Origin of the sequence: Vitreoscilla sp. C1 (assembly GCF_002951955.2) — a bacterium.
Taxonomy (GTDB): domain Bacteria; phylum Pseudomonadota; class Gammaproteobacteria; order Burkholderiales; family Neisseriaceae; genus Vitreoscilla; species Vitreoscilla stercoraria.
The window spans coordinates 1258797-1285417 of the sequence record NZ_CP019644.2; the positions used below are offsets into that span (position 1 = coordinate 1258797).

Genomic DNA, 26621 nt, shown 5'->3' on the forward strand with positions numbered 1-26621 from the left:
ATGCAGGTAAAGGATAAAAAATGACTCAATCTTTTGTGGATACTACAGGCGGTATTTATTTGATTAAAGCAGGCAGCCAACAAGCCAACGAGTTGTCTGAATTGAAAAACATACCTGAGTTAAAAGGGCAAATTTTAGACATTCCTTTGACTTTATCCAATCAGCAAGCTTTGACCTTAGGCTATTTCTCACTTCAGCCATCGGTCAGCTATGAGGCTGTTTTTAATTTTATCGAAGTCAAAATTGTCACCAAAGGCAAGATGGTGGTTCGAGATGGACGCAATCAAAAATATGTCGCTTATGCCGGTGATGTGCTGGTATTCATGCCCGACACTTTGGTGATTTTTGATGGTGAAAGCGATGGTGAAGCGGTGTATTTCAAAAATGTTGCCGCCACCGAAAGCTATTTAAGCCCAGCTGTAGCGACAATGAAAGCATAAACAATACTGGTCATTTTGTATGGCTCAAATGAATTTCAAGGAGTGAGAAACATGTATATCGATATCTCAGCAAAAAATGCCAATGCTCAGACAGTGACTGAAACTGCCAGCCATCATTTTATTTTGACATTCACTTGTCCAGATCAAGTGGGTATTTTGTCAGCGGCCAGCGAGTTTTTGTCTTCACGAGGTTTGAACATTCGTGAGCACCAACAATTTGATGATGTGGGCAATGGTAAAGTGCATGTGCGCACCGCTTTTCACACTCAAGAAGCCAAATTTTTGAGCCAATTACAAGCTGATTTTCAAAATGTGGCCAATCGTTTTGACATGCAATTTGCCATCCATGATGCAACTCAACAATCGCGTTTGTTGTTGATGGTGTCCAAACAAGGCCATTGCTTGAATGATTTGATTTTCCGCTGGCGTACAGGTGCGTTGAATGCCCATATTGCCTTGGTGGTATCCAATCATGAAGATTTGCGTCCTATGGCCGAAGCAGCTGGCATTCCTTATGTTCACATACCTGTGAGTGCTGCGACCAAACCAGAAGCCGAAGCACAATTATTGCAATTGGTTGCAGAACATAAAATTGATTTGGTGGTGTTAGCGCGCTATATGCAGATTTTTTCAGATGAATTGTCTGCCAAATTGTCTGGTAAAGCCATCAATATCCATCATTCGTTTTTACCTGGTTTCAAAGGTGCCAAGCCTTACCATCAAGCTCATGCTCGTGGCGTAAAAATGATTGGAGCCACCGCACATTATGTGACAGCTGATTTGGATGAAGGTCCTATCATTGAACAAGAAGTTATCCGTGTAAACCATACCAATGATCCACGCGCTTTGTCGCAAGTGGGTCAAACCGCTGAAGCGCAAGCTTTGAGTCGCGCAGTGCAATGGCATTGTGAGCATCGTGTGTTACTTGATGGCCACAGCACCATCGTCTTTCAATAACAATCAAAATGAAGGTTTACAGGAGCATAAAGAATGGAAAATAACAAACGAGTGGTGATTATTGGTGCGGGCATTGTGGGTACCAATGTGGCAGATGAATTGGTACAACGCGGTTGGAACCATATTACCGTCATTGAACAAGGTCCTTTGGCTTTGCCTGGTGGCTCAACGTCTCATGCGCCTGGCTTGGTATTTCAAATCAACTCATCCAAAGCGATGACGCAATTTGCCAATTACACAGTCGAAAAACTCAAATCATTGGATGCGTTCACACCTGTAGGTGGTTTGGAAGTGGCAACAACACCAACCCGTTTGAATGATTTGCGTCGAAAACATAGTTGGGGACAATCTTGGGGCACTGAAACCAAATTATTGACAGCAGCAGAATGCAAAGCCTTATATCCTTTGTTAGACGAAGAATTTGTATTAGGCGGCCTGCATATTCCTTCAGATGGTTTGGCTTTGGCAGGCAAAGCGGTAAATGGTTTGATTGAGCGCACCCAAGCTGCAGGCGTGGTTTATCGTGACCGCACCACCATTACTGGCATCAAACATGAAAACAACCAAATCAAAGGCGTTTGGATTGGCGAAGAATTGATTGAAGCCGATGTGGTGGTGTGTTGCGCAGGTTTTTGGGGTGTGAACGTCGGCAAAATGGTCGGCATGAAAGTGCCATTGGTGCCTTTGGCGCACCAATACGCCAAAACCACGCCTGTTAAAGGCTTGAAAGGTCGCAATACCGATCCTAATGGCGTGAGCTTGCCGATTTTACGTTTCCAAGACCAAGATTTGTATTACCGTGAACATGGCGACGGCTATGGTATCGGTTCTTATTTGCACAAGCCTATGCCAACTTTGTTGGAACATTTGCCTAAAATTCCTTTGGATGAATACACCAAAGACAATATGCCATCGAGCCAAAAATTCACCCCTGAGGATTTTGCCTCTTCATGGGAAGCATCAAAACGTTTGTTGCCTGATTTGGCTGATGCTGAAATTGCCAATGGCTTCAATGGTATTTTCTCGTTCACGCCTGATGGTGGCTCATTAGTTGGCGAATCGCCTAAAGTACAAGGCTTTTTCTTAGCCGAAGCGGTTTGGGTGACGCATTCTGCAGGTATTTCACGTGCGGTCGCTGAATTGATTACTACAGGACGCTCAGAAATCGACTTGTCCAGTTGTGACATCAACCGCTTTGAAGAAGTGCAATTGGCACCGAGTTTTGTCTTGGAAACCTCTAAACAAAATTTCGTGGAAATTTACGATGTGCGCCATCCTTTAGAGCCACGTTTGATTGCCAGAGATTTGCGTGTAAGCCCGTTTCATGCTCGTCAAGGTCAGTTGGGCGCCCACTTTTTAGAAGGCGGCGGTTGGGAGCGTCCATATTGGTTCCAATCCAATGCCAAACATTTTAAAGATTTGCCTTGGACTTGGCAGCCTGTCAGCCGTGATTTGTGGAGTAGTTTGCATCACTCGCCTATCGCAGCTATTGAAGCTTATAAAACGCGTACCGCTGTTGCGATGTATGACATGACGCCATTGAAACGCTTGGAAATTTGTGGTCCAGGTGCTTTGCCTTTGTTACAACGTTTGACCACAGGTGAAATGAACAAATCTATTGGATCAATCACCTACACTTTGATGGTTGACGAAAAAGGTGGTATTCGCAGTGACATCACTGTTGCACGTTTGGATGAAGAAACTTTTCAAATTGGTGCCAATGGCAATATTGATACCGCTTATTTTGAGGTGGAGGCCAGAAAACAAAACAAGGGCCAATTGCCAGGTGGTTGGGTACATGTTCGTGACATTACTGGTGGCACCTGTTGTATTGGTTTATGGGGACCTTTGGCGCGTGACGTGGTTTCAAAAATCAGTACTGATGATTTTTCAAATGATGGTTTGAAATATTTCAGAGCCATGCAAGCGCACATTGGCGGAGTACCGGTGACCGCTTGGCGTTTGTCTTATGTGGGTGAGTTGGGCTGGGAAATTTACACTTCTGCTGACAATGGTCAGCGTTTGTGGGATGTTTTGTGGGAAGCTGGTCAAGAACACGGCATTGTGGCTGGAGGACGCGCTGCATTTGCATCATTGCGCTTGGAAAAAGGTTATCGCTCTTGGGGTGTGGACATGAATACGGAACACAATCCGTATGAAGCGGGTTTGGGTTTTGCAGTGAGTGCCAAAAAAGAAGCAGATTTTGTGGGCAAAGAAGCCTTGGCAGCACTGCGTCAACAGCCTCAACAAAAATACTTGCGTTGTTTGTTAATTGATACCGCCAACGACGTTGTTTTAGGCAGTGAAGCGGTTTATCACCAAAACATGGCTGTGGGCTATGTGACCAGCGCAGGTTTTGCTTATACCGTTGGCCGTCCGATTGCTTATGCTTGGTTGCCTGCCAACATTGACATTGATGACAAAGTACAGATTGATTACTTTGGCAAGAAAATTTCGGCAACGGTAACACAAGATCCCGTTTATGACCCAGAAATGCTGCGTTTGCGTGGCGTCTCAAATACCATTTCAGCAATTTAGGAGTTTGAAGAATGATTGCTAACGAAACAGTTTCGTCTTACTTGTCTCGTTTAGCATCTAACGCCCCCACCCCAGGTGGGGGGGCTGTAGGTGCTTTACATGTTGCACATGGTGCTGCTTTAATCAGCATGGTTGCCAAATTTACAGTGGGTGAACGATTTGAACATGTTCAAAATCAAATCGAACCATTGATTATTCAATCTGAACAATTAATAGAAGAAGCTTTGCTGATTGCAGATCAAGATGAATATTTATTCAATGATTTGATTCAAGCTTATCGTTTACCACGCGATACTCAAGAACAAAAAGCGTATCGCCTGCAAGTGATTCAGGCCGCCACCAAAACAGCGACCATCCCGCAAATCCGTACCGTTAAGTTGTCTGAGCGCATTTTGCAAAGTGCTGATACCTTGGTTTTAATAGGCAATAAAAGCGTCATCAGTGATGTGGCAGCGGCGGCTGAATCAGCCAAAGCTGCACTTGCAACGGCTTTGGTAACCTTGGAAATCAATATCAATTCTATTGAAGAAAAGCCAACCAAATCTGAATTGATAGATTATGCCAAACTGGCTGAGAAATTGATTCAATTTGCCGACACCATCACGGGCAAAGTTCGTCAAAAACTCAAACCCCAACCCAACAATGATGGTCAGCTAAATTCAACACTCAGCGGCAAACCAGTCGCAGAAAAGCTCAAAACCACCATACAACATCAGGTCGCTGTTTTGGCTCAACAAGATGTGACAGCATGTCTTGCTGTGATTTTGGCAACCGATAATGAAGCCACTATTTGGTATGTCAATTCCATCAAAAAAGCTGCTCAATCACAAGGCATCAAATGTGAGGTCTATACACTTCACAATCCAAGTGAAGAAGCATTAAAAACCCTGATTCTTGAATTGAATCAAAACACTGCTGTACACGGCATTATTTTACAAACGCCTTTGCCAAAAAATATCAATATCAATCATTTGATTAATTTGATTGATAAAAATAAAGACATCGATGGTGCCAATCCGTTGAGTTTGGGCTATTTAAGTGCGGGGCAAAAGGCTTTTGCACCTGCGACGGCTCGCGCTGTCATGGAAATTTTAGACTATTATGATATTCCATTGGCAGGTGAAGAAGTCACAGTGATTGGGCGCTCGAATGTGGTAGGCAAACCATTGACGCAACTGTTACTGAAACACAATGCGACGGTCACTTTATGTCATTCACACACACAAAATTTATCACAACGCACCAAAGCTGCCAAAATCGTGGTCGTGGCGGTGGGACAAATCAATTTATTAAAAGATAGCCATATCACCACCGATTCTATTGTGATTGATGTTGGCACCAATATTGATGAAAACGGCCGATTGGTTGGCGATGTCGCACCAGAAGTAGCAGAGATTGCACATGCTCTTACTCCCGTTCCCGGTGGCGTGGGCACGGTGACGACCACTTTATTGTTGTTACATACTGTGGAAGCGGCAATGAGTTTAAGCAATGCCAATGTGTTAAATGTCGCTTAAATCATTTCATTTATAAAGAAATTCTCCCATTTTTAATGGGAGTTTTTTCTTTATATCGAGCCAATTTGGATTTCAACCATAAAGCCGCCAAAACCATATTGCTTCGAACACACAGCCAATATCTGCAACTTAATCAGTAAAAATACCAATATGAAATCTGTTTTTATGACAAAACCACTCATCAATCATTGCGCCTCATATCACAACCACAGTCATTTTTCGCCCACACCATCAGGATAAAAATGACATGGAACAGTTAAATTCATATTATGAATAAAATGATTTAACAAGCGCCCTGTAAACTTTACAGGCCGCTTGATATATCTTATTACCCTTACAATAAATAATCCAAACCAATATCCAAATACGGCGCACTGTGCGTCACATAGCCCATTGCTAAAAAATCCACGCCCGTTTCAGCAACCGCCACTGCAGTGGCTGGAGTCAAACCGCCTGAAGCTTCTGTTTTGCATTTGCCCTGACACATGGCGACTGCTTGCTTGAGTTGTTCGATATTCATATTGTCCAACAACACCAAAGCCACACCTTCTTGCAATACCGCTTCCAATTGCTGCAAAGTATCGACCTCAACTTCTACTGCAATCAAGTGCCCTGCATACGCTTTGGCTTTTTGAATCGCCTCTGCCATGTCTCCGCCAGCCAAAGCAATGTGGTTGTCTTTAATCAAAATTGCATCGTCCAAACCCATACGATGGTTACGCCCACCGCCCACACGCACGGCATATTTTTGCAAAGCACGCAAACCCGGTATAGTTTTACGAGTACAAGTCAATTGTGCATTTGTATGGGCGATACTGTGTTGAATTTGCTGGGTGATGGTGGCAATACCACTTAAATGAGTTAAAAAATTCAAAGCCGTGCGCTCTGCCGCTAAAATGCCACGCGCATTGCCTTGGATACTCGCCAATACCATTCCTGCTTCTAATACATCACCATCTTGCACTTGCGCTTCAAACAAAACATCCGATTGCAAGGCTTGAAAACTCAAACGTGCCAATTGCATGCCACACACCACGCCGCTTTCACGCGCCACCATGTGTAAAGTCGCTTGCTGATCAATGTCTATCATTGCCTCGCTTGTCACATCACCACGGCGACCCAAATCTTCAGCCAAAGCAGTTTGAACCAAAGGTTGTAATAAAAGATGAGGCAAAGTATGGCGCATGACTGTGTATCCTAGAAATATACTCAAAAAGAGATAATATTCTCAAATTGGGCATAAAAATTCAATATAAATATAATAACAAACGTGAAAAATGATTTATGATGATGTACAAATTCGTCACGCAGTTAAAAAACATGAACACATTTTAAACTATTTCAAGACAGCATTATCATTGATTTTTGCCCTAAACAAATAAGGACATTTACATTTTTTGCATTGGGAATCAACCATACATTCAAAGCCATTGACATATTAAAAATAAAAATTATTTATATACTCAAAAAGATACATATCTAAATACTCAAAATGAGCATATTTTGATTGATTTCAAATCACTCTTACGAGCATAATCTGCTTTCCTTAAAACGTCACATAGATGTCATAAAAACCATGAACACACATACTTCTGAACGTTTGTCTTATCCGTATGAAAAACCGTCGCTTGAACACATGCAAGCCCATGTAAATGCTGCAAAGCAACAACAAGAACAACAAGCATGTATCTTGCATGAAGCTTGGGCAAAAACACCTGCCAAACTCCAAGACAATGCCAAAGCACAAGCCATTGCCCATCTTCAAAACTTACTCACCCAACACAATGCTGTCATGGTAGCGCATTATTATGTTGCGCCTGAATTGCAAGATTTGGCATTGGCTACAGGCGGTATGGTGGGTGACTCTTTGGAAATGGCACGTTTTGGACAAAACCATTCTGCGCAAACCTTGTTGGTCGCAGGGGTCAAATTCATGGGCGAAACGTCTAAAATTCTCAGCCCTGAAAAAACCGTATTAATGCCCGATTTAGAAGCCACTTGCTCTTTGGATTTGGGTTGCCCTGTCGATGAATTCACCGCCTTTTGCGACCAATATCCAGACCGTACCGTTGTGGTTTATGCCAACACCAGCGCCGAAGTCAAAGCGCGTGCTGATTGGGTGGTCACCTCGTCCATTGCTTTGGAAATTGTGACGTTCTTACACAGCCAAGGCAAAAAAATCATTTGGGGGCCTGACCGCCATTTAGGCAGCTACATTCAAAAGCAAACTGGCGCAGACATGATTTTGTGGCAAGGATCATGCATTGTGCATCATGAATTCAAAGGTTTGGAATTGAGCTTACTCAAAGAAAAGCATCCTGAAGCCTTGGTGTTGGTTCATCCTGAATCGCCTGCCGAAGTTGTTGCTCAAGCCGACGTGATTGGTTCTACCAGCAAATTGTTACAGGCCGCTGTTAATCATTCTGCAAAATCCTTCATTGTCGCCACCGACCAAGGCATTTTGCACGAAATGCAAAAACAAGCACCGCACAAACAATTTTTTGCAGCGCCTACTGCAGGCGATGGCGCGACGTGCAAATCGTGTGCATTTTGCCCTTGGATGGCGATGAATGGTTTGCAAAACTGCATCAGCACATTAGAAGACCAAAGCCATGCAGTCCAAGTATCTCACACCACTTTACATGCCGCTCGTCGTTCGATTCAGCGAATGTTGGATTTTTCTGCCGCTTACCGTGAATTTGGTGTGGCGAAAGATGGCGCGGACTTAAATGCCCACATTTCACAATTTCAACAATGGCTGGAACAAAACCATGAACATGCCCAAAAACTCGTATGATGTGGTGATTATCGGTGCTGGTTTGGCTGGTTTGAGCGTGGCTTTGTCGTTACCAACACATTTATCGGTATTGCTATTGAGCAAAGAAGATTTACACACTTGTTCTAGTAACCGCGCTCAAGGTGGCATTGCTGCGGTGATGGATTTACATGACAGTGTAGAAGAACATGTACAAGACACCCTCATTGCAGGAGCAGGCTTGTGTCATGAAACAGCAGTCCGACATATTGTCAGCCAAGGCAAGACCGCCATTGAATGGTTGTGTGCACATGGTGTGCCGTTTACATATGAGCAAGAAGATGCCACACAATTGCATTTAACCCGTGAAGGTGGTCATGGTAAACGCCGCGTGGTACATGCCGCTGACCACACAGGTTTTTCAGTCACACAAACTTTGCAACAACAAGTGCGCCAATATCCCAACATCGACATTGTGTCACATGTTCAAGTAACACAATTACAAGTGCAAAATGGCGTGTGTGTGGGTTTGTCCATACAAGATGCGCAACAACACAACCACAGCATCCAAGCTGCAAAAATCGTACTCGCCAGCGGTGGCGCAGGTCAATTGTTTGCCCTGACTACCAATCCCATCACCGCCACTGCCGATGGCATGGCTTTGGCAGCGCACGCAGGTTGCCATTTGCATCAAATGGCATTTATACAATTTCATCCAACCGCCTTGGCATTGCCACAAAATCCTTGCTTTTTGATGTCAGAGGCTTTGCGTGGTGAGGGAGCGATTTTGCGTAATGCTATGGGCGAGCGTTTCATGCCCGCTTACGATGAACGTGCCGAATTGGCGCCTCGTGATATTGTGGCGCGCGCCATTGCCGACCAAATTCAAAAAACCTCACAAGTGTATTTGGACATCACACATAAGCCTTTAAGCTTCATCCAACACCATTTCCCGAGTATTTATGAGTTTTGTTTGACACAACATCAATTGGACATCAGCCAACAATGGATTCCTGTGGCACCTGCAGCTCATTATGCTTGTGGTGGCGTGGTCACAGACGAACATGCCCGCACCCATGTAACCCATTTGTATGCAGTAGGTGAAGTGGCATGCACAGGTTTACATGGTGCCAACCGTTTAGCGAGCAACTCTTTATTGGAATGTGTGGTTATGGGCCAACAAGCGGCGCAACACATCGTCAGCAATGGCGCTTGGGATGATTTTGAACCACCCTTTTCTAACAGCTTCACATGGCAAAACATCGATTGGCACATGACACTTGATTTACAGGACGCTGAGGATGATTTTTCACCCGAGCTGTTACAACAACAAATGAGCCAATTTTTTGGCATTCAACGTCAAAGCCAAGCAATGCAAGCTTTGTACCAACGCTTATTGACTTGGTGGCAACAAAGTCTTGCCTCTGAACACAAGCGCCGTTTGATGTTGACCGCCGCCATTTTGATGGTGTATGACGGTTTACAACAAACAACCAACCACGGTGCATTTTTCAATGTGGATTTGGAAGCTGTGGTGGCGTGAGTGGGTACAATGGGCATGAAAAAAGCGTCCTGTAAAGTTTACAGGACGCTTTTTAAACATACACAATCGCTTAACGCTTCATTTGATCAAAGAAATCAGCATTGTTTTTCGATGATTTGATTTTGTCTTGCAAAAATTCCATCGCTTCCACATCGTCCATCGGATGCAAGAATTTGCGCAACAACCACATGCGTTGCAATTGATCGTTTGGCACCAACAATTCTTCACGACGCGTGCCTGAGCGGTTCAAGCTGATGGCTGGGAAGACGCGTTTTTCGGCCAAACGACGTTCCAAATGCAATTCCATATTGCCCGTGCCTTTGAATTCTTCGTAAATCACATCGTCCATGCGGCTGCCTGTATCGACCAAAGCGGTGGCGATGATGGTCAAAGAACCACCTTCTTCCAAATTACGCGCCGCACCAAAGAAACGTTTTGGGCGGTGCAAGGCATTGGCATCCACACCACCGGTCAAAATTTTGCCCGATGCTGGTACCACAGTATTGTAAGCACGTGCCAAACGGGTAATCGAATCCAATAAAATCACCACATCTTTGCCATGTTCAACCAAACGCTTGGCCTTTTCAATCACCATCTCAGCCACTTGTACATGACGCTGGGCAGGTTCATCAAAAGTTGACGATACCACTTCACCACGCACAGAGCGGGTCATTTCAGTCACTTCTTCAGGACGCTCATCAATCAACAATACAATCAATTCCACATCAGGATAATTGGTCGTGATGGCAGTGGCGATGTTTTGCAACATCACAGTTTTACCTGTTTTAGGCGGGGCTACCAACAAAGCACGTTGGCCAAAACCAATGGGCGCAACCAAATCAATGGCGCGGCTAGTGACGTTTTTGTCCTCTTTGGTTTTACCATCGCGCTCTAATTTGAATTGGCGCGTTGGGAACAACGGCGTTAAGTTTTCAAACAAAATTTTGTGTTTGCATTTTTCAGGGTCATCGCCATTGATTTTGTCCAATTTCACCAAAGCAAAATAGCGTTCACCGTCTTTAGGTGTGCGGACACTGCCTTCGATAGTGTCACCTGTGTGCAAATTGAAACGGCGGATTTGACTTGGGCTGACATAAATGTCGTCCGGACCTGCCAAATAAGACGTATCTCGACTGCGTAAGAAGCCAAAGCCATCTGGTAAAATTTCCAAAGTGCCTTCGCCTGTGAAGCTTTCGCCTTTTTTGACCAAAGCGCGGACAATGGCAAATACCAAATCTTGTTTGCGCAAGCGGTTGGCATTTTCAATGCCATTTTGTTCGGCCAAAGTCAATAATTCAGAAACGTGTTGTTTTTGTAGTTCGGAAACGTGCATTTTAATGTGTCAGTATAGAATTTTAATTTAGAAAGAATTGTCCGCATCAAGCTATGGCTAGCAGATGTTATTTTGAGCAGAACACCTAAAAGATCCATTCAGTTTATTTGGTGAATTAAGATTGAAAAGATTACTTGAAGATAACGGAAATTATGATGGTGTATGTACAGATATTCCTTTGCATGCTAATTCTTTTTGACCATTTTTGTCAAGCGGAACACCAAGATACAGTAAAGCGTCCATTCCAAAACATCTTCATCTCTTTAGCAATTTTTTTCCAAACCCACACAAAAACAGTCATACCAATAGCAAAACTAAGCAGTTTGTTTTAAAAAACGCTTTTAAGTTCATTTAATCAATCATCATATAAAAATCCCCAACTTTAGCTGGGGATTTTTTATCAGACTGACTCAATCAATTAATTAAGCAATAGAAGCATCAATAAAAGCGACCAATTGACCTTTTGCCAATGCGCCGACTTTGGTTGCTACATTTTGACCGTCTTTGAAAATCATCAAAGTTGGGATGCCACGCACACCATATTGGCCTGGAATGGCTTGGTTGTCATCCACGTTAACTTTAACAATTTTCAATTTGCCTTCGTATTCAGGTGCAATATCGTCCAATACAGGGGCAATCATTTTGCAAGGACCACACCAAGGCGCCCAAAAATCAACCAATACTGCGCCTTCGGCTTTCAATACTTCTTCTTCAAACGTAGCATCAGATACGTGAACAATCAATTCGCTGCTCATAAACATTCCTTTGGATATTGAATCAATAAATTTGACTTAAAAGGATATAGACACTGCCACTTTTTTTCAAGTATGTTGCCTCGCAATAAATTTTAGGTATAAAGCTTATAGTTATTTATGCTTTCATAAGCTGAGCTTGACGCAGATTATGGCGCCATTTAAATATGGCAGATGCTTTTGATTTTTATAAAAAATCACCAAACTTCTGTTAATTCTCATTTAACACGCTATGCCAAAATCTTAAGACAGGTACCTAAACCACACTGTTAAAAAAATTTATTTCAAGCGCAAATAAGCTTGATTAACATATTCCCAATACAAGTAATTTAAAAATTCTAAGGTTTTAGACAAATCAAAATTTCTAATTTGAAATGGCTTAGGATTGCCAACATAATGCAACACTTGAATATCTTTAAATGCCAAAAAGCGCATTTTAATCAAATCTTCAATGCCCATCACAAACACATTCAAAGTCGGCTCTAATTGCAAATGTGGACTGTCCATCCAATGCGGCCACAAAGCACGGAACACGTCTTGATCATAGCCCACTTGTGCGTCCATTAAAGCCAATGCGTTATGATATTCGGATATATTAGGCTCTATCACCAATAACCCACTGTTCAAACCTTGATGACGCGCCATACGGCTTTGACCACACCAATCCCACACCGCACTGGCATGAGGCCTGTCAAACAAATCATCGATATTGGCTCTGACAATCATGTCTGAATCCAAATACACTATTTTTTCATAATCAACCAAAGACAAAATTTTCAATTTGGTGGCGCTGTGTATGACTTCAATCGGCCAAGCATCTTGAGTCATGCGCTCAATAACATCATCATGATATGCCAATGCAGAAACCACACAAACTTGCATACCTAATTTTTCCAAAGTCATCAAAGTCGCAGCCTCTAAAGTTTCGCTTGCCACAACCAACAAAGGATATTTTGCATCTACATTCAACAAACTTTGTTGCAAAGCCAATACACCAGGCAAATAATGGTCAGTAGTTAAGACCGTTACATAAGTTTTGGTTGGGGACATAGCAAGCTCTCTTGATGACATTCAAAATCATTTGTTTGTCATTATTGCCTTTTGTTCCAAACGCAGACACCACTATTTGAAATATTCATTTCAGGACGGTTCTAATCGGCGATGACAAATGTCTGAGCAATTCTTGTGTGTAAGGATGTTCAGCGGCAGTAAAAATTTCATGCACCGTACCCGACTCCACCACACACCCTTGTTTTAGAACCAACATATCAGATGCCAATGCCGCAATCACATCCAAGTCATGGCTGATAATCACCATGCTTAAATCATATTGCTGTTGCAATTTTAATAATAATTTCAATATTTGTTTTTGTAAGCGCACATCCAAAGCGCTGGTGGGCTCATCCAATAACAATATTTTAGGTCTGACCACCAAAGCACGAGCAATCGCCAAACGCTGTCGCTGTCCACCTGAAAATTCGTGTGGATAACGCTGCAAGCTGTCATGTGGCAAGCCGACATCATCCAAAACTTCTAACAAACGTGCTTGCTGTTGCTCAGGGCTTAAATGGCTTTTTTGAATGAAAAATGGTTCTAACAACGCCGTTTGCATATTCATGCGTGGATTGAACGCAGAAAATGGATCTTGAAACACCATTTGCATGTTTTGTCTGTGGACAACCAAATCATTCAAACCCAAAGCCAGCCAGTCTTCCGCACCCACCACGACTTTTCCTGTCGCAGGCATCAAACGCATCAAAGCTTTGGCAAAAGTGGTTTTGCCACTGCCTGACTCACCCACAATGCCCAAAGTTTTGCCAGCTTGCAATTGTAAAGATAGCGGTTGCAATAACACTTTGTTGCTGTGACGCCACCATGATTGTTTTTGTTGGATGCTCACACTGACATTCTGTACATCCAAAACAACTGCACTGCTGTTTTTTTCTGCCGCAACAAGATTCAAAGCTTCAGGGCGGGCATTCAATAAATCTTGCGTATAAACATGTTGCGGCTGAGCAAAAAGTTGTGCTGTCGCAGCTTGCTCCACCACATGCCCTTGTTGCATCACCACCACCTCATCAGCAAAACGTTCCACCAAGCGCAAATCATGGCTGATGTACAACAATGCCATTTGATACTGGTTTTGTAAACGTTCAAGCAAAGCCACAATTTGTGCTTGCACCGCCACATCTAAAGCGGTGGTGGGTTCATCTGCAATCAACAATTTCGGTTGCGCCGCCACAGCCATGGCAATCATCGCTCTTTGTCTTTGACCACCTGACAATTGAAACGGATAGGCTTTGACCTTATCACAAGCGTCCTGTATGCCCGTTTCTTGCAAAATTTCAATCGCGGCTTGCCAAGCTTGTTTGGCGGTTAAACCCAAATGCTGTTGGTAGACCTCGGCAATTTGGTTGCCAACTGTATACACAGGATTCAAAGCCGTCATCGGCTCTTGAAACACCATGCCAATATCGCGTCCACGGATTTTACCCAGATGTTTTTCAGACAGAGTCAACAAATCTTGCTCTAAAAAATCAATGTTGCCATTCAAACTCACCATCGGATTCAAGCGCATGATACCTTGAGCCAACACAGTTTTACCACTGCCTGACTCACCCACTATCGCTATCTTCTGCCCACGAGCGACCTGTAAATTCACATCGAACAATACTTGTGTTTGACCAAAATAAGCATTCACATTTTTTGCCGACAACAAAACATCCATGTCATTTTTCCTTATGATTTGCAGACTTTATAGCAGATGGATTTGATTTTGAGCAATGCTTGTTACGTTTACTTTGTAGCATAAGCGTTTTAGTATGTTCATTCACAATATTTAAGTATGCATTAAATGCGTTATGTTAATTAAGGAATAAGATATGAAGCAGTATTTATGGATGTTGGGATTGGTTTTGGGATTCAGCCAAGCTGCAAGCGCAGCTCCCGTCAAAGATGTGTCCAAAGAGTTAGACCAAGCCACCTACGCCGCCATCAATGTGTATCGCAATCAAGGCATGACAGGATTGCAAAAAGCCGTCAATGATTGTTATCGCCAAGTCGGTTATGCCACACCGTTTTGCGTGTATTTAGATGCGGCAGGACGTGAAATTGATTTCACTGTCGCGCGCGCTTACAAGGAATTGGGACGCAATGTGTTGCCAAGTACTTTTTTCCAAGCCAAATCTTTTGGTGAGCGCACTGCTTCTTTTTACATTTTGCACCAACACACGCGCAAAGAATCCAACGCACACATGCAAAAAATTCAAAAACAAATCCAAAAACAAGTGAATAAAAACCTGTTCCCACAAGATTGAAATATCTAAAAAAAGCGTCCTGTAAAGGTTTACAGGACGCTTGATCCAGCAAAATTGAATCAATGAGCCAAACGGTATAATTGATACCCAGCTATTGCACCACCCACATCGTAGGCCAAATCTTTCCAACTGAAACCACTGCCTTGCGCACGAGCATCATACAACTCTTTACCCAAACCCATAGAGACGCTAAAGCCAATAGCCGCAGTGGCTCGATGAGATGGCGGCATGTGGTTGCCGTGCAAAGATTGTGCCGCTGCAGCACTTAAACCTGCGGACACGGCAAAATGTTTGACTTTGTCTGGACCGACCCAAGCATCGTTGGCTGAGTGCCAAGTGCTGCAAGCACCTAAGCCCAAGCTGATGATAATGAAACCAATGTAACGAAACCACTTCAACCAATAATCCCTTCCACGTTTTGCCCTTGTATGTGTTGCTCTAATGTTTGCACATATGCTAGCAATTGCTCGATATACGCTTGTTGCTGTTCCATGTAAATTTGCTGCTGCGCCACCAAAGCTTCTTGTTGATGCAATTTTTGCATCGCATCACTTACAACAGGCTCATCTTTTTTATGCACCACCACCACATCACTGATGTCCACACCATGCATGTTTTTGATGTTTGGCAACACATGGAACGTTTGACCGACCACCACTCGCTTACCCAAAACATTGTGAGCGGCAGATTTTTTACGAATAATGCACATTGAATTATTGAAAGTGATGGAATGTATCACACTCAAATCCACTTGATCTATGCCTTGCGCAGCTGCAAAGGCTTGGAATAAGTCCGCACGAGAAGCACTGACATCCCAATGTTCATAATTGACCACGTCAGCCAGCAATTTTAAAAATTGCATGGCCGAGCTTTCACGATTGACGCCACCTTCCCAATTTTGCCAATAACTACAACACAAATCTTCAGCAATATAAATACCGTCCTCTTTTAGCAAAGGAAACAAGCGCACAAATGCAGCAATAATATCAGAGCTGATGTGTGAACCATCGTCAATGATGATGTCAAACTGTGGGCAAATGGCAGTAATTTGATGGACCGTATCATGATTTTTAACATCACCAATGACCACATCAATATGACGACCATTCAACGCAATATTTTGACATTCAGGATTGATGTCACAGCCAACGATGTGTTGAGCATAAGGAAAATAACGCTCCCATATTTCCAAAGAGCCACCGTTACACACGCCCACTTCCAACAAAGACACATCTTCACCTTGAAAAGGCTTCAAAACCTCATCGTAAGTGTTCAAATAATGTTGCCATTTATCCGAACCATTACCAGTATGTGCTGTATTCACTTGACTAAACAATTTCATATTGGCTCCTCAATAGTCATATTTATGCTTCTCAAATATGATGACCCACTAATTGCCTAACAGTTTCAAAATGCCTTTAATTTGTTTGATGCGCTCTTGCACGCTGTCATTGCGCAAATACACTCGCAGCTTATCCGCGCCCAATAATTGGAAATCACGGTTGGTTTGAATCAGTTGTATGATTTGCGTTGGATCTATGTGATTGTGTTTGTCTATCATCAAAGTCATCGACTCAGAATGGGCATCAATGCTGCTGATACCCAATGCTTTGGCCATCAAACGCAAACGGTGTGACTCCAATAAAGTTTCTACCGCTTGTGGCAACAAGCCAAAACGATCGACCAACTCCTCATGAATATCATTGATTTGATTTTGAGTTTCACATGTTGCCAAACGCTTGTACAACACCAAACGCTCATGAATATCTGGACAATATTCTTCTGGTAGCAAAGCCGGGCTGTGCAATTTGATTTCTGTCGTCACACCCAAAGGCGCATCCAAATCGGGCACACGCCCTTTTTTCAAATCACGTACCGCTTGCTTGAGCATTTCGGAATACAAAGTCAAACCGACCTGTAAAATTTCGCCCGATTGCCCATCACCCAAAATCTCACCCGCCCCTCGAATTTCCAAATCTTGCATCGCCAAAGTAAAACCTGAACCCAATTCATCGGCTGCGGCAATGGCATCTAAGCGCTTTTCAGCATCTTTGGTGATGTATTCAGGTGTGAGCAAATAAGCATAGGCTTGATGGTGCGAACGCCCGACACGACCACGCAATTGATGCAATTGCGCCAAGCCAAATTTGTCAGCACGATTGATGATAATGGTGTTGGCGTTCGGAATGTCGATGCCTGTTTCAATGATGGTCGAACACAGCAACACATTGTAACGATGTTGCATAAAATCACGCATCACTTGTTCCAATTCACGCTCACGCAGTTGACCATGCGCAATCGCAATTTTGGCTTCAGGCACCAAACTGCTCAAGCGTTCATACGCGTTTTCAATGGTGTCCACTTCATTGTGTAAAAAATACACCTGCCCGCCACGTTTAAGCTCACGCAAAACCGCTTCGCGAATGGTGCCTTCTGAAAACGGCTTCACAAACGTCTTAACCGCCAAACGCCGACTTGGCGCGGTAGTAATCAATGAAAAATCGCGCAAACCTTCCAAAGCCATAGACAAAGTGCGTGGAATAGGCGTTGCCGTCATCGTCAACACATCAACATTGGCACGCAAACGCTTGAGCTGTTCTTTTTGGCGCACACCAAAACGGTGCTCTTCATCGATAATCACCAAGCCTAAATTGTGAAACTCAATATCAGGCTGCACCAATTTGTGCGTACCAATCACAATATCTACTTTACCGTCCTGTAAGCCTGCCAAAGCTTCTTTGGTTTGCTTACTGGAATTAAAACGCGACAATTGCGCCACTTTCACTGGAAAATCTGCAAAACGGTCGGCAAAGTTTTGAGCATGTTGCTCGACTAACAACGTTGTGGGAGCCAACACTGCCACTTGTTTGCCACCCATTACCGCCACAAATGCCGCTCGCAACGCCACCTCAGTTTTACCAAACCCGACATCGCCACAAATCAATCTGTCCATTGGTTTGCCGCTGATTAAATCTTGGATAGTTGCTGCAATCGCTGCTGCTTGGTCTTCGGTTTCTTCATAACCAAAACCATCGGCAAATTGTTGGTAATCGGCCTCATCCAAAGCAAACGCATGACCTTCTAATGCCGCACGTTGCGCATATAAATTCAGCAATTCTGCGGCTGTGTCATGCGCTTTTTCAGCGGCCTTACGTTTGGCTTTGGCCCAAGAAGCATGACCCAACTTATGCAAATGGACATTGTCCGCAGCGTGTCCTGCATAACGTGAAATCAAATGCAATTGCGCCACAGGCACATACAATTGGCTGCCACCCTCGTATTCCAACAACATCATTTCATTGTCACCATCGCCCAAATCCAAATTCACCAAACCCATATAGCGACCAATGCCATGCTCTTCATGCACCACAGGATCACCAAGATTGATTTCGGCCAAATCACGTAAACTGCTGTCGGAAGATTGGGCATGTTTGCGGCGACGATGACGCTTACTGCCACGTACCACATGTTGGTATAAATCGGCTTCACTGATGACGGCAACACCAGCTTGTGGCATTTGAAAACCACGCGAGATAGCAGATACAGTGACATTTAACCGCGCATCCGATGCCAAAAACGCTTGCCACGATGCCACTGTTTTGACAGCCAATTGTTGCTGCTGCAAAAATGCCAACATGGTTTCACGTCTACCTAAGCTTTCAGCACACAACAAAATTTTGCCATCAAAAGCGGCCTGAAAGTCTTGTAAAGCTTGCAAAGGCTGTTCTTTTTGGCGATTCACAGCCACATTGGGCAAAGCTTGTTCGCTAGCCTGAGGCTGAATATTGATGTGTGGCAAAGCTTTGAGCTTGGCACCAAACTCATCTTCGCTTAAAAATAAGCTTTGCGGTGACAATGGTGGGTAGCTGGCATCGGCTTGCGCCATATTAAAACGCGATTTGACATCCAGCCAAAAACCATGCGTTTGGGCATGGACATCATTCAAAGACAGCACCACACTGTTAGCAGGTAAATAATCAAACACAGTGGCCAATGGCGTTTCAAAAAACAAGGGTAGGTAATATTCAACGCCACCGCCAAACTGACCTTTGCTCACGGCTTGATACACATACGCTCGTGTTGGATCACCTTCTATTTCTTCTCGAAAGCGGTGGCGAAAAATAGTCTGTGCCGCTTCATCCGTTGGAAACTCATGCGCAGGCAATAGGCGGATTTCGGTCACATCATCTAATGTACGCTGCGTATCCGCATCAAACGTCTTGATGCTGTCAATTTCATCACCGAACAAATCAATGCGATACGGCCACTCTGAACCCATAGGAAAAACGTCTAACAATCCACCACGCAAAGCAAATTCGCCCGCCGCCACCACATTAGAAACATGCTGATAACCAGCATTGACCAATTGCGCTCGAAACATGTCCGCATTTAAGGTTTCACCACTTTTCAACCAAAACGTGCGGCCTTGAATAAAAGACAATGGTGATAAGCGCTGCATCGCAGTAGCCACAGGCATCAAAACACAGTCGAGTTGCTCATGGCTCAATTGCCACAACGCCGACAAACGCTCAGATACCAAATCTTGATGTGGCGAGAAACGTTCATACGCCAACGTTTCCCAATCAGGCAAAAAAGCTGTTCGCCATTTGGGACAAAAAAATGCCAAAGCTTCTTGCAAACGCAAGGCTTGGTCGGCATCTTCGGTTAAAAAAACCACTGTATTTTTCTGCAACGATGTTTGCGCCAAATACCATGGCAAACTTCCTAAAGAAACTTGAGTCAAAACGCTTTTCTGACCGGATTGGGGAATGGTCAATACTGTCACTGCATCATCCTTGTTGATTATTCTGAAAGGCTTTGGTGCTGATATTGGCATAAAATATGGGTCATCAGAAAAATTTCAAATTAGATGTATTTACACACTCATTTGTATTATTTACCTGTTATATCTCGCCATACCATACCTTTATTCTAAAGTTTGTATTAAAATAACCGACTTCGAAAATGAAAACTTCTCTCTTTACACCCACATTTGCACGCTAAACATCTAACATATTCCTTCTAAAATGGCTTTCCCATGGCAACACAGGCCCTTCTACAAGAAATCAATTAAATAAATGCAAAGAAAAGAGCTTTCCTCACTCATCTAATGATTACTTTGGAAAAATAAATGAGCTTCAATATTACAACAACTGACGATGCAGATTTAGCAGAATTTTTAAGCCACAACGGTTTTAGCCAAATCGATGCTGACTGTTTGCAAACTTTATTCCCATTGGTTAGCCCTGCATTACCTGCAATGACCGAAGCGTTCTATGAACGCATTTTAAATTCAGATGCCATGCGCCCTTTTGTAGAAGGCAAAGTCGATTCTTTAAAACAAACTCACTTGCGCTGGATGGGCATGTTGTTCAGTGGTCCATTTGATGATCAATTTGTCAAAATTCACGAACACATTGGCGAGGTACACTTAAAGCAAAAAATTCCACCTTTATTTGTGGCAGCAAGTATGGCTTTTTTGCGTGCAGAAATGCCAAAATTGTTAACCCCTGACTTATTGGCCAAAACCTCTTACCAATACGCAGATTGCACTGCATCATTATTGCGTTTGATTGACTTGTGCCAATTTTTGGTAGATCGCACCTACTACCGTTCTTTAATGGATTTGCTAGGCATTTCACCAAAATTATTCTTGCGTCTGATGACCACATCTAAGACCCAATAAAAAAACCATAAAACCACCTAATACGGTGGTTTTATGGTTTTTTTGAAACTATTTGCTGCTAACCCACACGGTAAAAAGCCAAACTGCCTAACAAATTGGGCATAAATTCAATACGCTGACCGCCTGTCATCACAGCACGCTCTAATACCGACAAGCCTGTTTTGGCACACAGCGCATCAAAATCCGCCAATGTACACCAATGAATATTAGGCGTGTTATACCATTCATACGGCATAGATTCAGACACAGGCATGCGTCCTTGTGCAATTTGCACACGGTTGCGCCAATAACCAAAATTGGGAAACGTCACAATCGCTTGGCGGGCAACACGCTTCATTTCATACAAAATATGCTCGGTATTTTTCATCGCCTGAATCGTTTGTGACAATACCACCACGTCAAAACTGTGGTCGGTAAAAGCACTGCGCAGACCTTGTTCCAAATCGACTTGGATCACGTTCACGCCCTTATTCATCGCCGCAATCACGCTGTCCGTATCCAATTCAACACCATAACCTTGACAACCTTTGTCTTGTACCAAAGCCGCCAATAATTGCCCATCACCACAACCCAAATCCAATACTTTGGAGCCAGGTGCAATCCAGTCATATACCAAACGCAAATCCTCACGCAATTGCTGCATCAGGCCACCTCTTTCGCTACTTTATCCAAATAAGCATACATACCACGCATATACGCCTCATCTTCCATCAAAAACGCATCATGACCATGATGAGACTGTACTTCCAAATATTGCACCGATTTTTCTGCCGCAATCAAAGCCCGCACAATCTCATGCGAACGCTCAGGGCTAAAACGCCAATCAGTACTAAAAGATGCCACAAAACATTGGGCTTGAATGCGTTGGAAAGCGTCCTGTAAACAATCTTGGTAATCACCGGCAGGATCGAAATAATCCAAAGCCTTGGTCATCAACAAATACGTATTGGCATCGAAGATTTCAGCGAATTTATCCCCTTGATAGCGCAAATAAGATTCCACTTCAAAATTGACATCGTAATTGAATTGATAATCACCATGACGCAATTGTCGACCAAACTTATGACCTAAGCCATCCTCAGATAAATATGTGATGTGACCCATCATGCGCGCAATGCGCAAGCCTCGACGTGGCAAAGTCTCATATTCAGAGTAATGTCCTGCATGAAAATCAGGATCGGTCAAAATCGCTTGGCGTGCCACATCGTTAAATGCGATGTTTTGCGTTGACAATTTTGGTGCAGAAGCAATGATGATGGCGTGGCGCACACGCTCAGGCAAATCAATCGCCCATTGCATGGTTTGCATGCCGCCCAAACTGCCGCCGACTATCGCTGCCCATTGCTCAATACCAAAATAATCCGCCAAACGCGCTTGCGAATGAACCCAATCTTTGACCGTCACCATGGGGAAATCCGCCCCATAAGGTTTACCAGTGACAGGATTGATGCTCAACGGTCCGCTGCTGCCATGGCAACCACCCAAATTGTTCAAACCCACCACAAAAAAACGCTCGGTATCAATCGGCTTACCCGGACCGACCATATTGTCCCACCAACCACTGTGTTTGTCGTTTTCATGGTGCTTGCCAGCGACATGATGATGTCCCGACAAAGCATGGCAAATCAATATGGCATTGCTTTTTGCCGCATTCAGTTGCCCATATGTTTCTACCATCAACTCAAAGCGCGGCAACACTTGCCCATTTTGCAAAGGCAATGCCTCTTCAAACGCAATCAATTGCGGCTTTACCAAACCTACACTACCTGATTTTTTATTCATCGTTTCAACACACCAAAAGCCATGTCGCAAAATGCCCATTATAGCGATTTTATTCCCATTGGGCAGATGCCAACAGTTCCAATTGGCACAAAAATCCTTCTTAATGCGGTTTAAAGCTGCCGCTATTGCCATGACAGCCATTCAAAGCCCCACCCATTAGCCCTCACTTTCGTTTTGACCCATGCCCCAGCCTGTAAGATAATGAGAGCCTGTCTTGGCACCAAGCTTACAGCTGGCCATACCATTCTGACTTATCCATTGAGAACACCATGTCCCGTATCAGCGTTTTAATCCTCGCCAAAAATGAAGCTCACAACATCCGTGAATGCATAGACAGTTGCAGCTTTGCCGATGAAGTCATCATCATTGACGACTCCAGCACCGATGACACCCGCGCCATTGCTGAAAGCTTGGGTGCACGCGTGATTGAACGCAATATGAATGGTGATTGGGGCGGTCAACAAACGTTTGCCATCTCACAAGCCTCACACGAATGGATTTTTTTCATTGATGCCGATGAGCGTTGCACACCATCATTGTGTACCGAAATTCGCCAAGTGGTACAAAGCGGTGAACAATATGGTTATTGGATCAAGCGCATCAACCATTTCCAACACAAACTGGTGCAATACGGTCCGTTAAGCCCAGATTGGGTCTGCCGCTTGATGCCTACTAAAGGCAGTTATGTCGAAGGTTTTGTCCATCCTAAAATTGTGCACCAACACACAGACAAAAAATTGAGCCAAACCATGTTGCATTACACCTATGAAACGTGGGAGCAATATTTGCGTAAAATGAACCAATATTCGACTTTGGCTGCCGAGAAAAATTACCAAGAAGGCAAACGTTGCAACGTATTGCTCGATGTGGTGTTGCGCCCTGCTTTTGCTTTTTTCAAAATGTATGTGTTGAAAAAAGGCTTTTTAGACGGTGCTATCGGCTATATGTTGTCTAAAAATTATGCCAATTACACCATGAACAAATACGTCAAACTCAAATATTTGCAAGACCAAGCTAGCCAAAACCGTTAATCTGGCTAATCTATATAAGTATCATTCAAGCACAACATTTGTCCAAGCGTCCTGTAAGTTTACAGGACGCTTTTTAATGCCTCTTATCCACGCTTAGAATCATTGTATTAATAAATAGGATTTAATGATTAGAAAATATCCATATTGTGATATTTATACAAATAAACCACCCAATTTAATTGTACATTAGCAAGTATCCATCTTTGTTATTTTTATACAATTTGTCTAAAAATAACAATTTGTCTAAAAAGTTCCGTCAAATAATGAAATAATTCACATTATCTTGGACAAATTCTTGCCAAATTTCGTCCAAACGCCTAATATACAGCCTCGAAACAACATCATAACAATTCCAGCCAACCCAAACCGGATGCACCGAATGAGCGCTTTTACCTTATACGATAAATTATGGAACAGCCACATTGTCGAACAAGCCGATGATGGTACTGTTTTGCTTTATATTGACCGCCATTTGGTCCATGAAGTGACCAGCCCACAAGCCTTCGAAGGCTTGAAGCTGAACGAACGTCCTTTATGGCGCCAAGACAGCATAGTCAGCACTGCCGATCACAACACCCCAACTGACCATTGGGATGAAGGCATTAAAGACCCCATCTCTAAATTGCAAGTAGACACTTTGGATGCCAACATCAAAGAATTTGGCGCATTGGCTTATTTTCCATTTAAAGACAAAGGTCAAGGCATTGTGCATGTGATGGGTCCTGAACAAGGCGCAACCTTGCCTGGGATGACTGTGGTGTGTGGCGACTCACACACTTCAACACACGGTGCCTTTGGTGCTTTGGCACATGGTATTGGCACATCAGAAGTGGAACATGTCATGGCGACCCAATGTATTACCGCCAAAAAATCCAAATCTATGTTGATTGAAGTCAACGGTGAATTGGCGCAAGGCGTGACCGCCAAAGACGTGGCTTTGTACATCATTGGTCAAATTGGCACTGCAGGAGGCACAGGCTACGCCATCGAGTTCGGTGGCAGCGCCATTCGCTCTTTGTCCATGGAAGGTCGCATGACGCTGTGCAATATGGCCATTGAAGGCGGTGCACGCTCAGGCTTGGTGGCCGTTGACCAAACCACAATGGATTATGTTCAAGGTCGCCCATTTGCACCCAAAGCAGAACAATGGGAACAAGCGGTTGCATACTGGAAAACTTTGGTGTCTGACGAAGGTGCAGAATTTGATTCGGTCTTCCATTTTGATGCCGCTGACATTCAGCCACAAGTGACTTGGGGCACATCGCCTGAAATGGTATTGGCTGTCGATGGCATTGTCCCTAATCCTGAAGACGAAACCGATGCTGTCAAACGCGAAAGCATCACTCGCGCTTTACAATACATGGGTTTAGAAGCTGGCACGGCATTGACCGACATTCCTGTGGACATCGTATTCATTGGTTCTTGTACCAATAGCCGTATTGAAGACTTGCGTGAAGCTGCAAGCGTTGCCAAAGGCCATCAAAAAGCCGACAACGTTTCTCGTGTATTGATTGTCCCAGGTTCTGGCTTGGTGAAAGAACAAGCCGAACAAGAAGGCTTGGACAAAATCTTCATCGAAGCGGGTTTTGAATGGCGTGAACCGGGCTGCTCTATGTGTTTGGCAATGAATGCCGACCGCTTAGAAGCAGGTCAACGCTGTGCATCGACTTCAAACCGCAATTTTGAAGGTCGTCAAGGCAATGGTGGTCGCACCCATTTGGTAAGCCCAGCGATGGCAGCAGCAGCAGCCATCAAAGGTCACTTTGTAGACGTGCGCCAATTATTGGCTTAAATATTAAAACAGCAGGAACCATTTGCCACCGCCCCATCTCTGATTCCTCGTTAAAATGCTTTATTTATTTTGTATAAAGCATTGAAACCTAGTGTATGTTAACCAAACACTCACTTTTAAAAGAATCGGAAAATTGAAACATGTGAAAATTACAATTGGATTTTCACATGTAGGTGACAATCGTTCTGTTAGCAAATTTATTTGCAAAAGGTGCGAATCAGGACATTAAAGCCAGCGGTTAACCGCTCAATTATCCCTTTTCACGTTGATTTAAATAGATTAGAGGACAATATCATGAAACATTTGGCTTTGATTGCTTGTGCAGCTATTGTATTTTTAGCTGGGTGTAACACTGTAAAAGGTATCGGTCGCGACATTTCCGGTGGTGGTCAAGCTGTCTCAGGTGCAGCCAAATCTGTCCATCCGAATATGTAACGACCAAATTGATTGCGGTGTTTCGGGCGGTTTCAGGCCGCCTCTTGCTTGCCCGGCTTTTATTGGAAAATAAACATGAAAGCCTTTACTACATTGACCGCATTGGTCGCGCCTCTCGACCGTGCCAACGTTGACACCGATGCCATCATTCCTAAACAATTCTTAAAATCCATCCAACGCTCAGGCTTTGGTCCTAATTGTTTTGATGAATGGCGCTATCTTGACCATGGCGAACCGGGTATGGACAATACAGGCCGCCCATTGAATCCTGATTTCTCATTGAACCAAACCCGTTATCAAGGTGCCAATATTTTGTTAACACGCAAAAACTTTGGCTGCGGCTCTAGCCGTGAACACGCACCTTGGGCTTTGGACGACTACGGCTTTCGCGCGGTGATTGCACCATCGTTTGCCGACATTTTCTTCAACAACTGCTACAAAAATGGCTTATTGCCCATTGTTTTGTCAGAAGAAATCGTCGAACAATTGTTCCAAGAAGTGGAACAAAACGAAGCTTATCAATTGACCGTCGATTTGACAGCACAAACCGTGACCAGCCCTAGCGGCGCAGTCTATTGTTTTGACATCACCGACCATCGCAAACATTGCTTGCTCAATGGCTTGGATGAAATTGGCTTGACTTTGGCGCACGCTGACAATATCAAAGCATTTGAAAGCCAACACCGCGCTGCACAACCGTGGCTTTTCCACAATTAAATAATCAATTAAAATATCCAGACCCT

22 protein-coding genes are annotated in these 26621 nt (G+C 43.7%); 12 read left to right on the top strand and 10 right to left on the bottom strand.

All coding sequences use genetic code 11. From position 1 onward, the window contains the following. Nucleotides 1–20 precede the first annotated feature (20 nt). The 4 genes from ADP71_RS06090 to ADP71_RS06105 are packed head-to-tail and all read left to right on the top strand — an operon-like array spanning nucleotide 21 to nucleotide 5452. A complete protein-coding gene (locus ADP71_RS06090; RefSeq protein ID WP_019958832.1) occupies nucleotides 21–440 on the top strand; it encodes a hypothetical protein in 420 nt (139 codons plus the stop codon). Between the two features lie 51 nt (nucleotides 441–491). After that, nucleotides 492–1397 carry a formyltetrahydrofolate deformylase gene (purU, locus tag ADP71_RS06095; protein WP_237343051.1) on the top strand — a complete coding sequence of 302 codons (906 nt, stop codon included), beginning with the start codon at nucleotides 492–494 and terminating at the stop codon, nucleotides 1395–1397. Between the two features lie 33 nt (nucleotides 1398–1430). Continuing rightward, nucleotides 1431–3935 (top strand): GcvT family protein, encoded by a 2505-nt coding sequence (locus ADP71_RS06100; protein WP_104931743.1) that lies wholly within the window; start codon nucleotides 1431–1433, stop codon nucleotides 3933–3935. A gap of 11 nt (nucleotides 3936–3946) precedes the next feature. Beyond that, nucleotides 3947–5452, top strand: coding sequence for a cyclodeaminase/cyclohydrolase family protein (locus ADP71_RS06105; protein WP_019958835.1), 1506 nt, complete (start codon nucleotides 3947–3949; stop codon nucleotides 5450–5452). Nucleotides 5453–5786: 334 nt separating this feature from the next. Here ADP71_RS06105 and nadC read toward each other — a convergent pair whose 3' ends face one another. Continuing rightward, entirely contained in the window at nucleotides 5787–6638 is an 852-nt protein-coding gene (gene nadC, locus ADP71_RS06110) for a carboxylating nicotinate-nucleotide diphosphorylase (protein WP_019958837.1), read from the bottom strand. A 390-nt stretch (nucleotides 6639–7028) separates the two neighbouring features. On the opposite strand from nadC, the gene nadA reads away from it, so the two are divergent. Then, entirely contained in the window at nucleotides 7029–8249 is a 1221-nt protein-coding gene (gene nadA / locus ADP71_RS06115; protein ID WP_019958838.1) for a quinolinate synthase NadA, read from the top strand. Then, the gene (nadB, locus tag ADP71_RS06120; protein ID WP_104932383.1) at nucleotides 8224–9750 is read left to right on the top strand and encodes an L-aspartate oxidase; all 1527 of its coding nucleotides are present in this window, start codon (nucleotides 8224–8226) and stop codon (nucleotides 9748–9750) included. The genes nadA and nadB overlap by 26 nt, the downstream gene beginning before the upstream one ends. 70 nt (nucleotides 9751–9820) lie before the next feature. Here nadB and rho read toward each other — a convergent pair whose 3' ends face one another. The 4 genes from rho to ADP71_RS06140 form a co-directional block, all read right to left on the bottom strand. Continuing rightward, complete coding sequence (gene rho, locus ADP71_RS06125) at nucleotides 9821–11083, bottom strand: transcription termination factor Rho (RefSeq protein WP_019958840.1); 1263 nt, start codon at nucleotides 11081–11083, stop codon at nucleotides 9821–9823. A 422-nt stretch (nucleotides 11084–11505) separates the two neighbouring features. Beyond that, nucleotides 11506–11838, bottom strand: coding sequence for a thioredoxin TrxA (gene trxA, locus ADP71_RS06130; protein WP_019958841.1), 333 nt, complete (start codon nucleotides 11836–11838; stop codon nucleotides 11506–11508). A gap of 276 nt (nucleotides 11839–12114) precedes the next feature. Next, nucleotides 12115–12885: a glycosyltransferase gene (locus ADP71_RS06135; RefSeq protein WP_019958842.1), complete on the bottom strand. Its 771-nt coding sequence runs from the start codon at nucleotides 12883–12885 to the stop codon at nucleotides 12115–12117. An 85-nt stretch (nucleotides 12886–12970) separates the two neighbouring features. Further along, nucleotides 12971–14563: a dipeptide ABC transporter ATP-binding protein gene (locus ADP71_RS06140; RefSeq protein ID WP_019958843.1), complete on the bottom strand. Its 1593-nt coding sequence runs from the start codon at nucleotides 14561–14563 to the stop codon at nucleotides 12971–12973. 154 nt (nucleotides 14564–14717) lie between these two features. On the opposite strand from ADP71_RS06140, the gene ADP71_RS06145 reads away from it, so the two are divergent. Beyond that, a complete protein-coding gene (locus tag ADP71_RS06145; protein ID WP_104931747.1) occupies nucleotides 14718–15152 on the top strand; it encodes a hypothetical protein in 435 nt (144 codons plus the stop codon). A 59-nt stretch (nucleotides 15153–15211) separates the two neighbouring features. Here the strand turns inward: ADP71_RS06145 and ADP71_RS06150 are convergent, their stop codons facing one another. The 3 genes from ADP71_RS06150 to mfd are packed head-to-tail and all read right to left on the bottom strand — an operon-like array spanning nucleotide 15212 to nucleotide 19938. Then, nucleotides 15212–15550: a YfiM family protein gene (locus ADP71_RS06150; protein ID WP_019958845.1), complete on the bottom strand. Its 339-nt coding sequence runs from the start codon at nucleotides 15548–15550 to the stop codon at nucleotides 15212–15214. Continuing rightward, complete coding sequence (locus ADP71_RS06155) at nucleotides 15547–16494, bottom strand: class I SAM-dependent methyltransferase (protein WP_019958846.1); 948 nt, start codon at nucleotides 16492–16494, stop codon at nucleotides 15547–15549. The genes ADP71_RS06150 and ADP71_RS06155 overlap by 4 nt, the downstream gene beginning before the upstream one ends. A 48-nt stretch (nucleotides 16495–16542) precedes the next feature. Further along, nucleotides 16543–19938 carry a transcription-repair coupling factor gene (mfd, locus tag ADP71_RS06160; RefSeq protein WP_104931748.1) on the bottom strand — a complete coding sequence of 1132 codons (3396 nt, stop codon included), beginning with the start codon at nucleotides 19936–19938 and terminating at the stop codon, nucleotides 16543–16545. Nucleotides 19939–20283: 345 nt separating this feature from the next. Between mfd and ADP71_RS06165 the strand changes: the two genes are divergently transcribed. Continuing rightward, nucleotides 20284–20838 carry a protoglobin domain-containing protein gene (locus ADP71_RS06165; RefSeq protein ID WP_019958848.1) on the top strand — a complete coding sequence of 185 codons (555 nt, stop codon included), beginning with the start codon at nucleotides 20284–20286 and terminating at the stop codon, nucleotides 20836–20838. A gap of 58 nt (nucleotides 20839–20896) precedes the next feature. Here ADP71_RS06165 and metW read toward each other — a convergent pair whose 3' ends face one another. Both metW and metX read right to left on the bottom strand, forming a co-directional pair. Then, nucleotides 20897–21481, bottom strand: coding sequence for a methionine biosynthesis protein MetW (metW, locus tag ADP71_RS06170; protein WP_104931749.1), 585 nt, complete (start codon nucleotides 21479–21481; stop codon nucleotides 20897–20899). Then, nucleotides 21481–22620 (bottom strand): homoserine O-succinyltransferase MetX, encoded by a 1140-nt coding sequence (gene metX, locus ADP71_RS06175; protein ID WP_171460990.1) that lies wholly within the window; start codon nucleotides 22618–22620, stop codon nucleotides 21481–21483. The genes metW and metX overlap by 1 nt, the downstream gene beginning before the upstream one ends. Nucleotides 22621–22889: 269 nt before the next feature. Here metX and ADP71_RS06180 point away from each other — a divergent pair, with 269 nt between their 5' ends. From ADP71_RS06180 to leuD, 4 genes are all read left to right on the top strand, one after another. Next, nucleotides 22890–23651: a glycosyltransferase family 2 protein gene (locus tag ADP71_RS06180; RefSeq protein ID WP_019958852.1), complete on the top strand. Its 762-nt coding sequence runs from the start codon at nucleotides 22890–22892 to the stop codon at nucleotides 23649–23651. A 379-nt stretch (nucleotides 23652–24030) separates the two neighbouring features. Then, nucleotides 24031–25443: a 3-isopropylmalate dehydratase large subunit gene (leuC, locus tag ADP71_RS06185; RefSeq protein ID WP_019958853.1), complete on the top strand. Its 1413-nt coding sequence runs from the start codon at nucleotides 24031–24033 to the stop codon at nucleotides 25441–25443. Nucleotides 25444–25737: 294 nt separating this feature from the next. Then, nucleotides 25738–25878, top strand: a complete 141-nt coding sequence (locus ADP71_RS06190) for an entericidin A/B family lipoprotein (RefSeq protein WP_019958854.1) — start codon at nucleotides 25738–25740, stop codon at nucleotides 25876–25878. A gap of 75 nt (nucleotides 25879–25953) precedes the next feature. Beyond that, nucleotides 25954–26595 (top strand): 3-isopropylmalate dehydratase small subunit, encoded by a 642-nt coding sequence (leuD, locus tag ADP71_RS06195; protein WP_019958855.1) that lies wholly within the window; start codon nucleotides 25954–25956, stop codon nucleotides 26593–26595. The last annotated feature ends 26 nt before the right edge of the window (nucleotides 26596–26621 follow it).

Bases quoted from the DNA above. Each gene is read 5' to 3' on its own strand.
- trxA (WP_019958841.1), bottom strand. From the start codon at position 11,838: ATGAGCAGCGAATTGATTGTTCACGTATCTGATGCTACGTTTGAAGAA.
- nadB (WP_104932383.1), top strand. From the start codon at position 8,224: ATGAACATGCCCAAAAACTCGTATGATGTGGTGATTATCGGTGCTGGT.
- ADP71_RS06155 (WP_019958846.1), bottom strand. From the start codon at position 16,494: ATGAAATTGTTTAGTCAAGTGAATACAGCACATACTGGTAATGGTTCG.
- ADP71_RS06145 (WP_104931747.1), top strand. From the start codon at position 14,718: ATGAAGCAGTATTTATGGATGTTGGGATTGGTTTTGGGATTCAGCCAA.
- ADP71_RS06165 (WP_019958848.1), top strand. From the start codon at position 20,284: ATGAGCTTCAATATTACAACAACTGACGATGCAGATTTAGCAGAATTT.
- ADP71_RS06180 (WP_019958852.1), top strand. From the start codon at position 22,890: ATGTCCCGTATCAGCGTTTTAATCCTCGCCAAAAATGAAGCTCACAAC.
- ADP71_RS06135 (WP_019958842.1), bottom strand. From the start codon at position 12,885: ATGTCCCCAACCAAAACTTATGTAACGGTCTTAACTACTGACCATTAT.
- metX (WP_171460990.1), bottom strand. From the start codon at position 22,620: ATGAATAAAAAATCAGGTAGTGTAGGTTTGGTAAAGCCGCAATTGATT.
- ADP71_RS06090 (WP_019958832.1), top strand. From the start codon at position 21: ATGACTCAATCTTTTGTGGATACTACAGGCGGTATTTATTTGATTAAA.
- leuC (WP_019958853.1), top strand. From the start codon at position 24,031: ATGAGCGCTTTTACCTTATACGATAAATTATGGAACAGCCACATTGTC.
- ADP71_RS06100 (WP_104931743.1), top strand. From the start codon at position 1,431: ATGGAAAATAACAAACGAGTGGTGATTATTGGTGCGGGCATTGTGGGT.
- nadC (WP_019958837.1), bottom strand. From the start codon at position 6,638: ATGCGCCATACTTTGCCTCATCTTTTATTACAACCTTTGGTTCAAACT.
- ADP71_RS06190 (WP_019958854.1), top strand. From the start codon at position 25,738: ATGAAACATTTGGCTTTGATTGCTTGTGCAGCTATTGTATTTTTAGCT.
- leuD (WP_019958855.1), top strand. From the start codon at position 25,954: ATGAAAGCCTTTACTACATTGACCGCATTGGTCGCGCCTCTCGACCGT.
- metW (WP_104931749.1), bottom strand. From the start codon at position 21,481: ATGCAGCAATTGCGTGAGGATTTGCGTTTGGTATATGACTGGATTGCA.
- nadA (WP_019958838.1), top strand. From the start codon at position 7,029: ATGAACACACATACTTCTGAACGTTTGTCTTATCCGTATGAAAAACCG.
- ADP71_RS06105 (WP_019958835.1), top strand. From the start codon at position 3,947: ATGATTGCTAACGAAACAGTTTCGTCTTACTTGTCTCGTTTAGCATCT.
- rho (WP_019958840.1), bottom strand. From the start codon at position 11,083: ATGCACGTTTCCGAACTACAAAAACAACACGTTTCTGAATTATTGACT.
- ADP71_RS06140 (WP_019958843.1), bottom strand. From the start codon at position 14,563: ATGGATGTTTTGTTGTCGGCAAAAAATGTGAATGCTTATTTTGGTCAA.
- purU (WP_237343051.1), top strand. From the start codon at position 492: ATGTATATCGATATCTCAGCAAAAAATGCCAATGCTCAGACAGTGACT.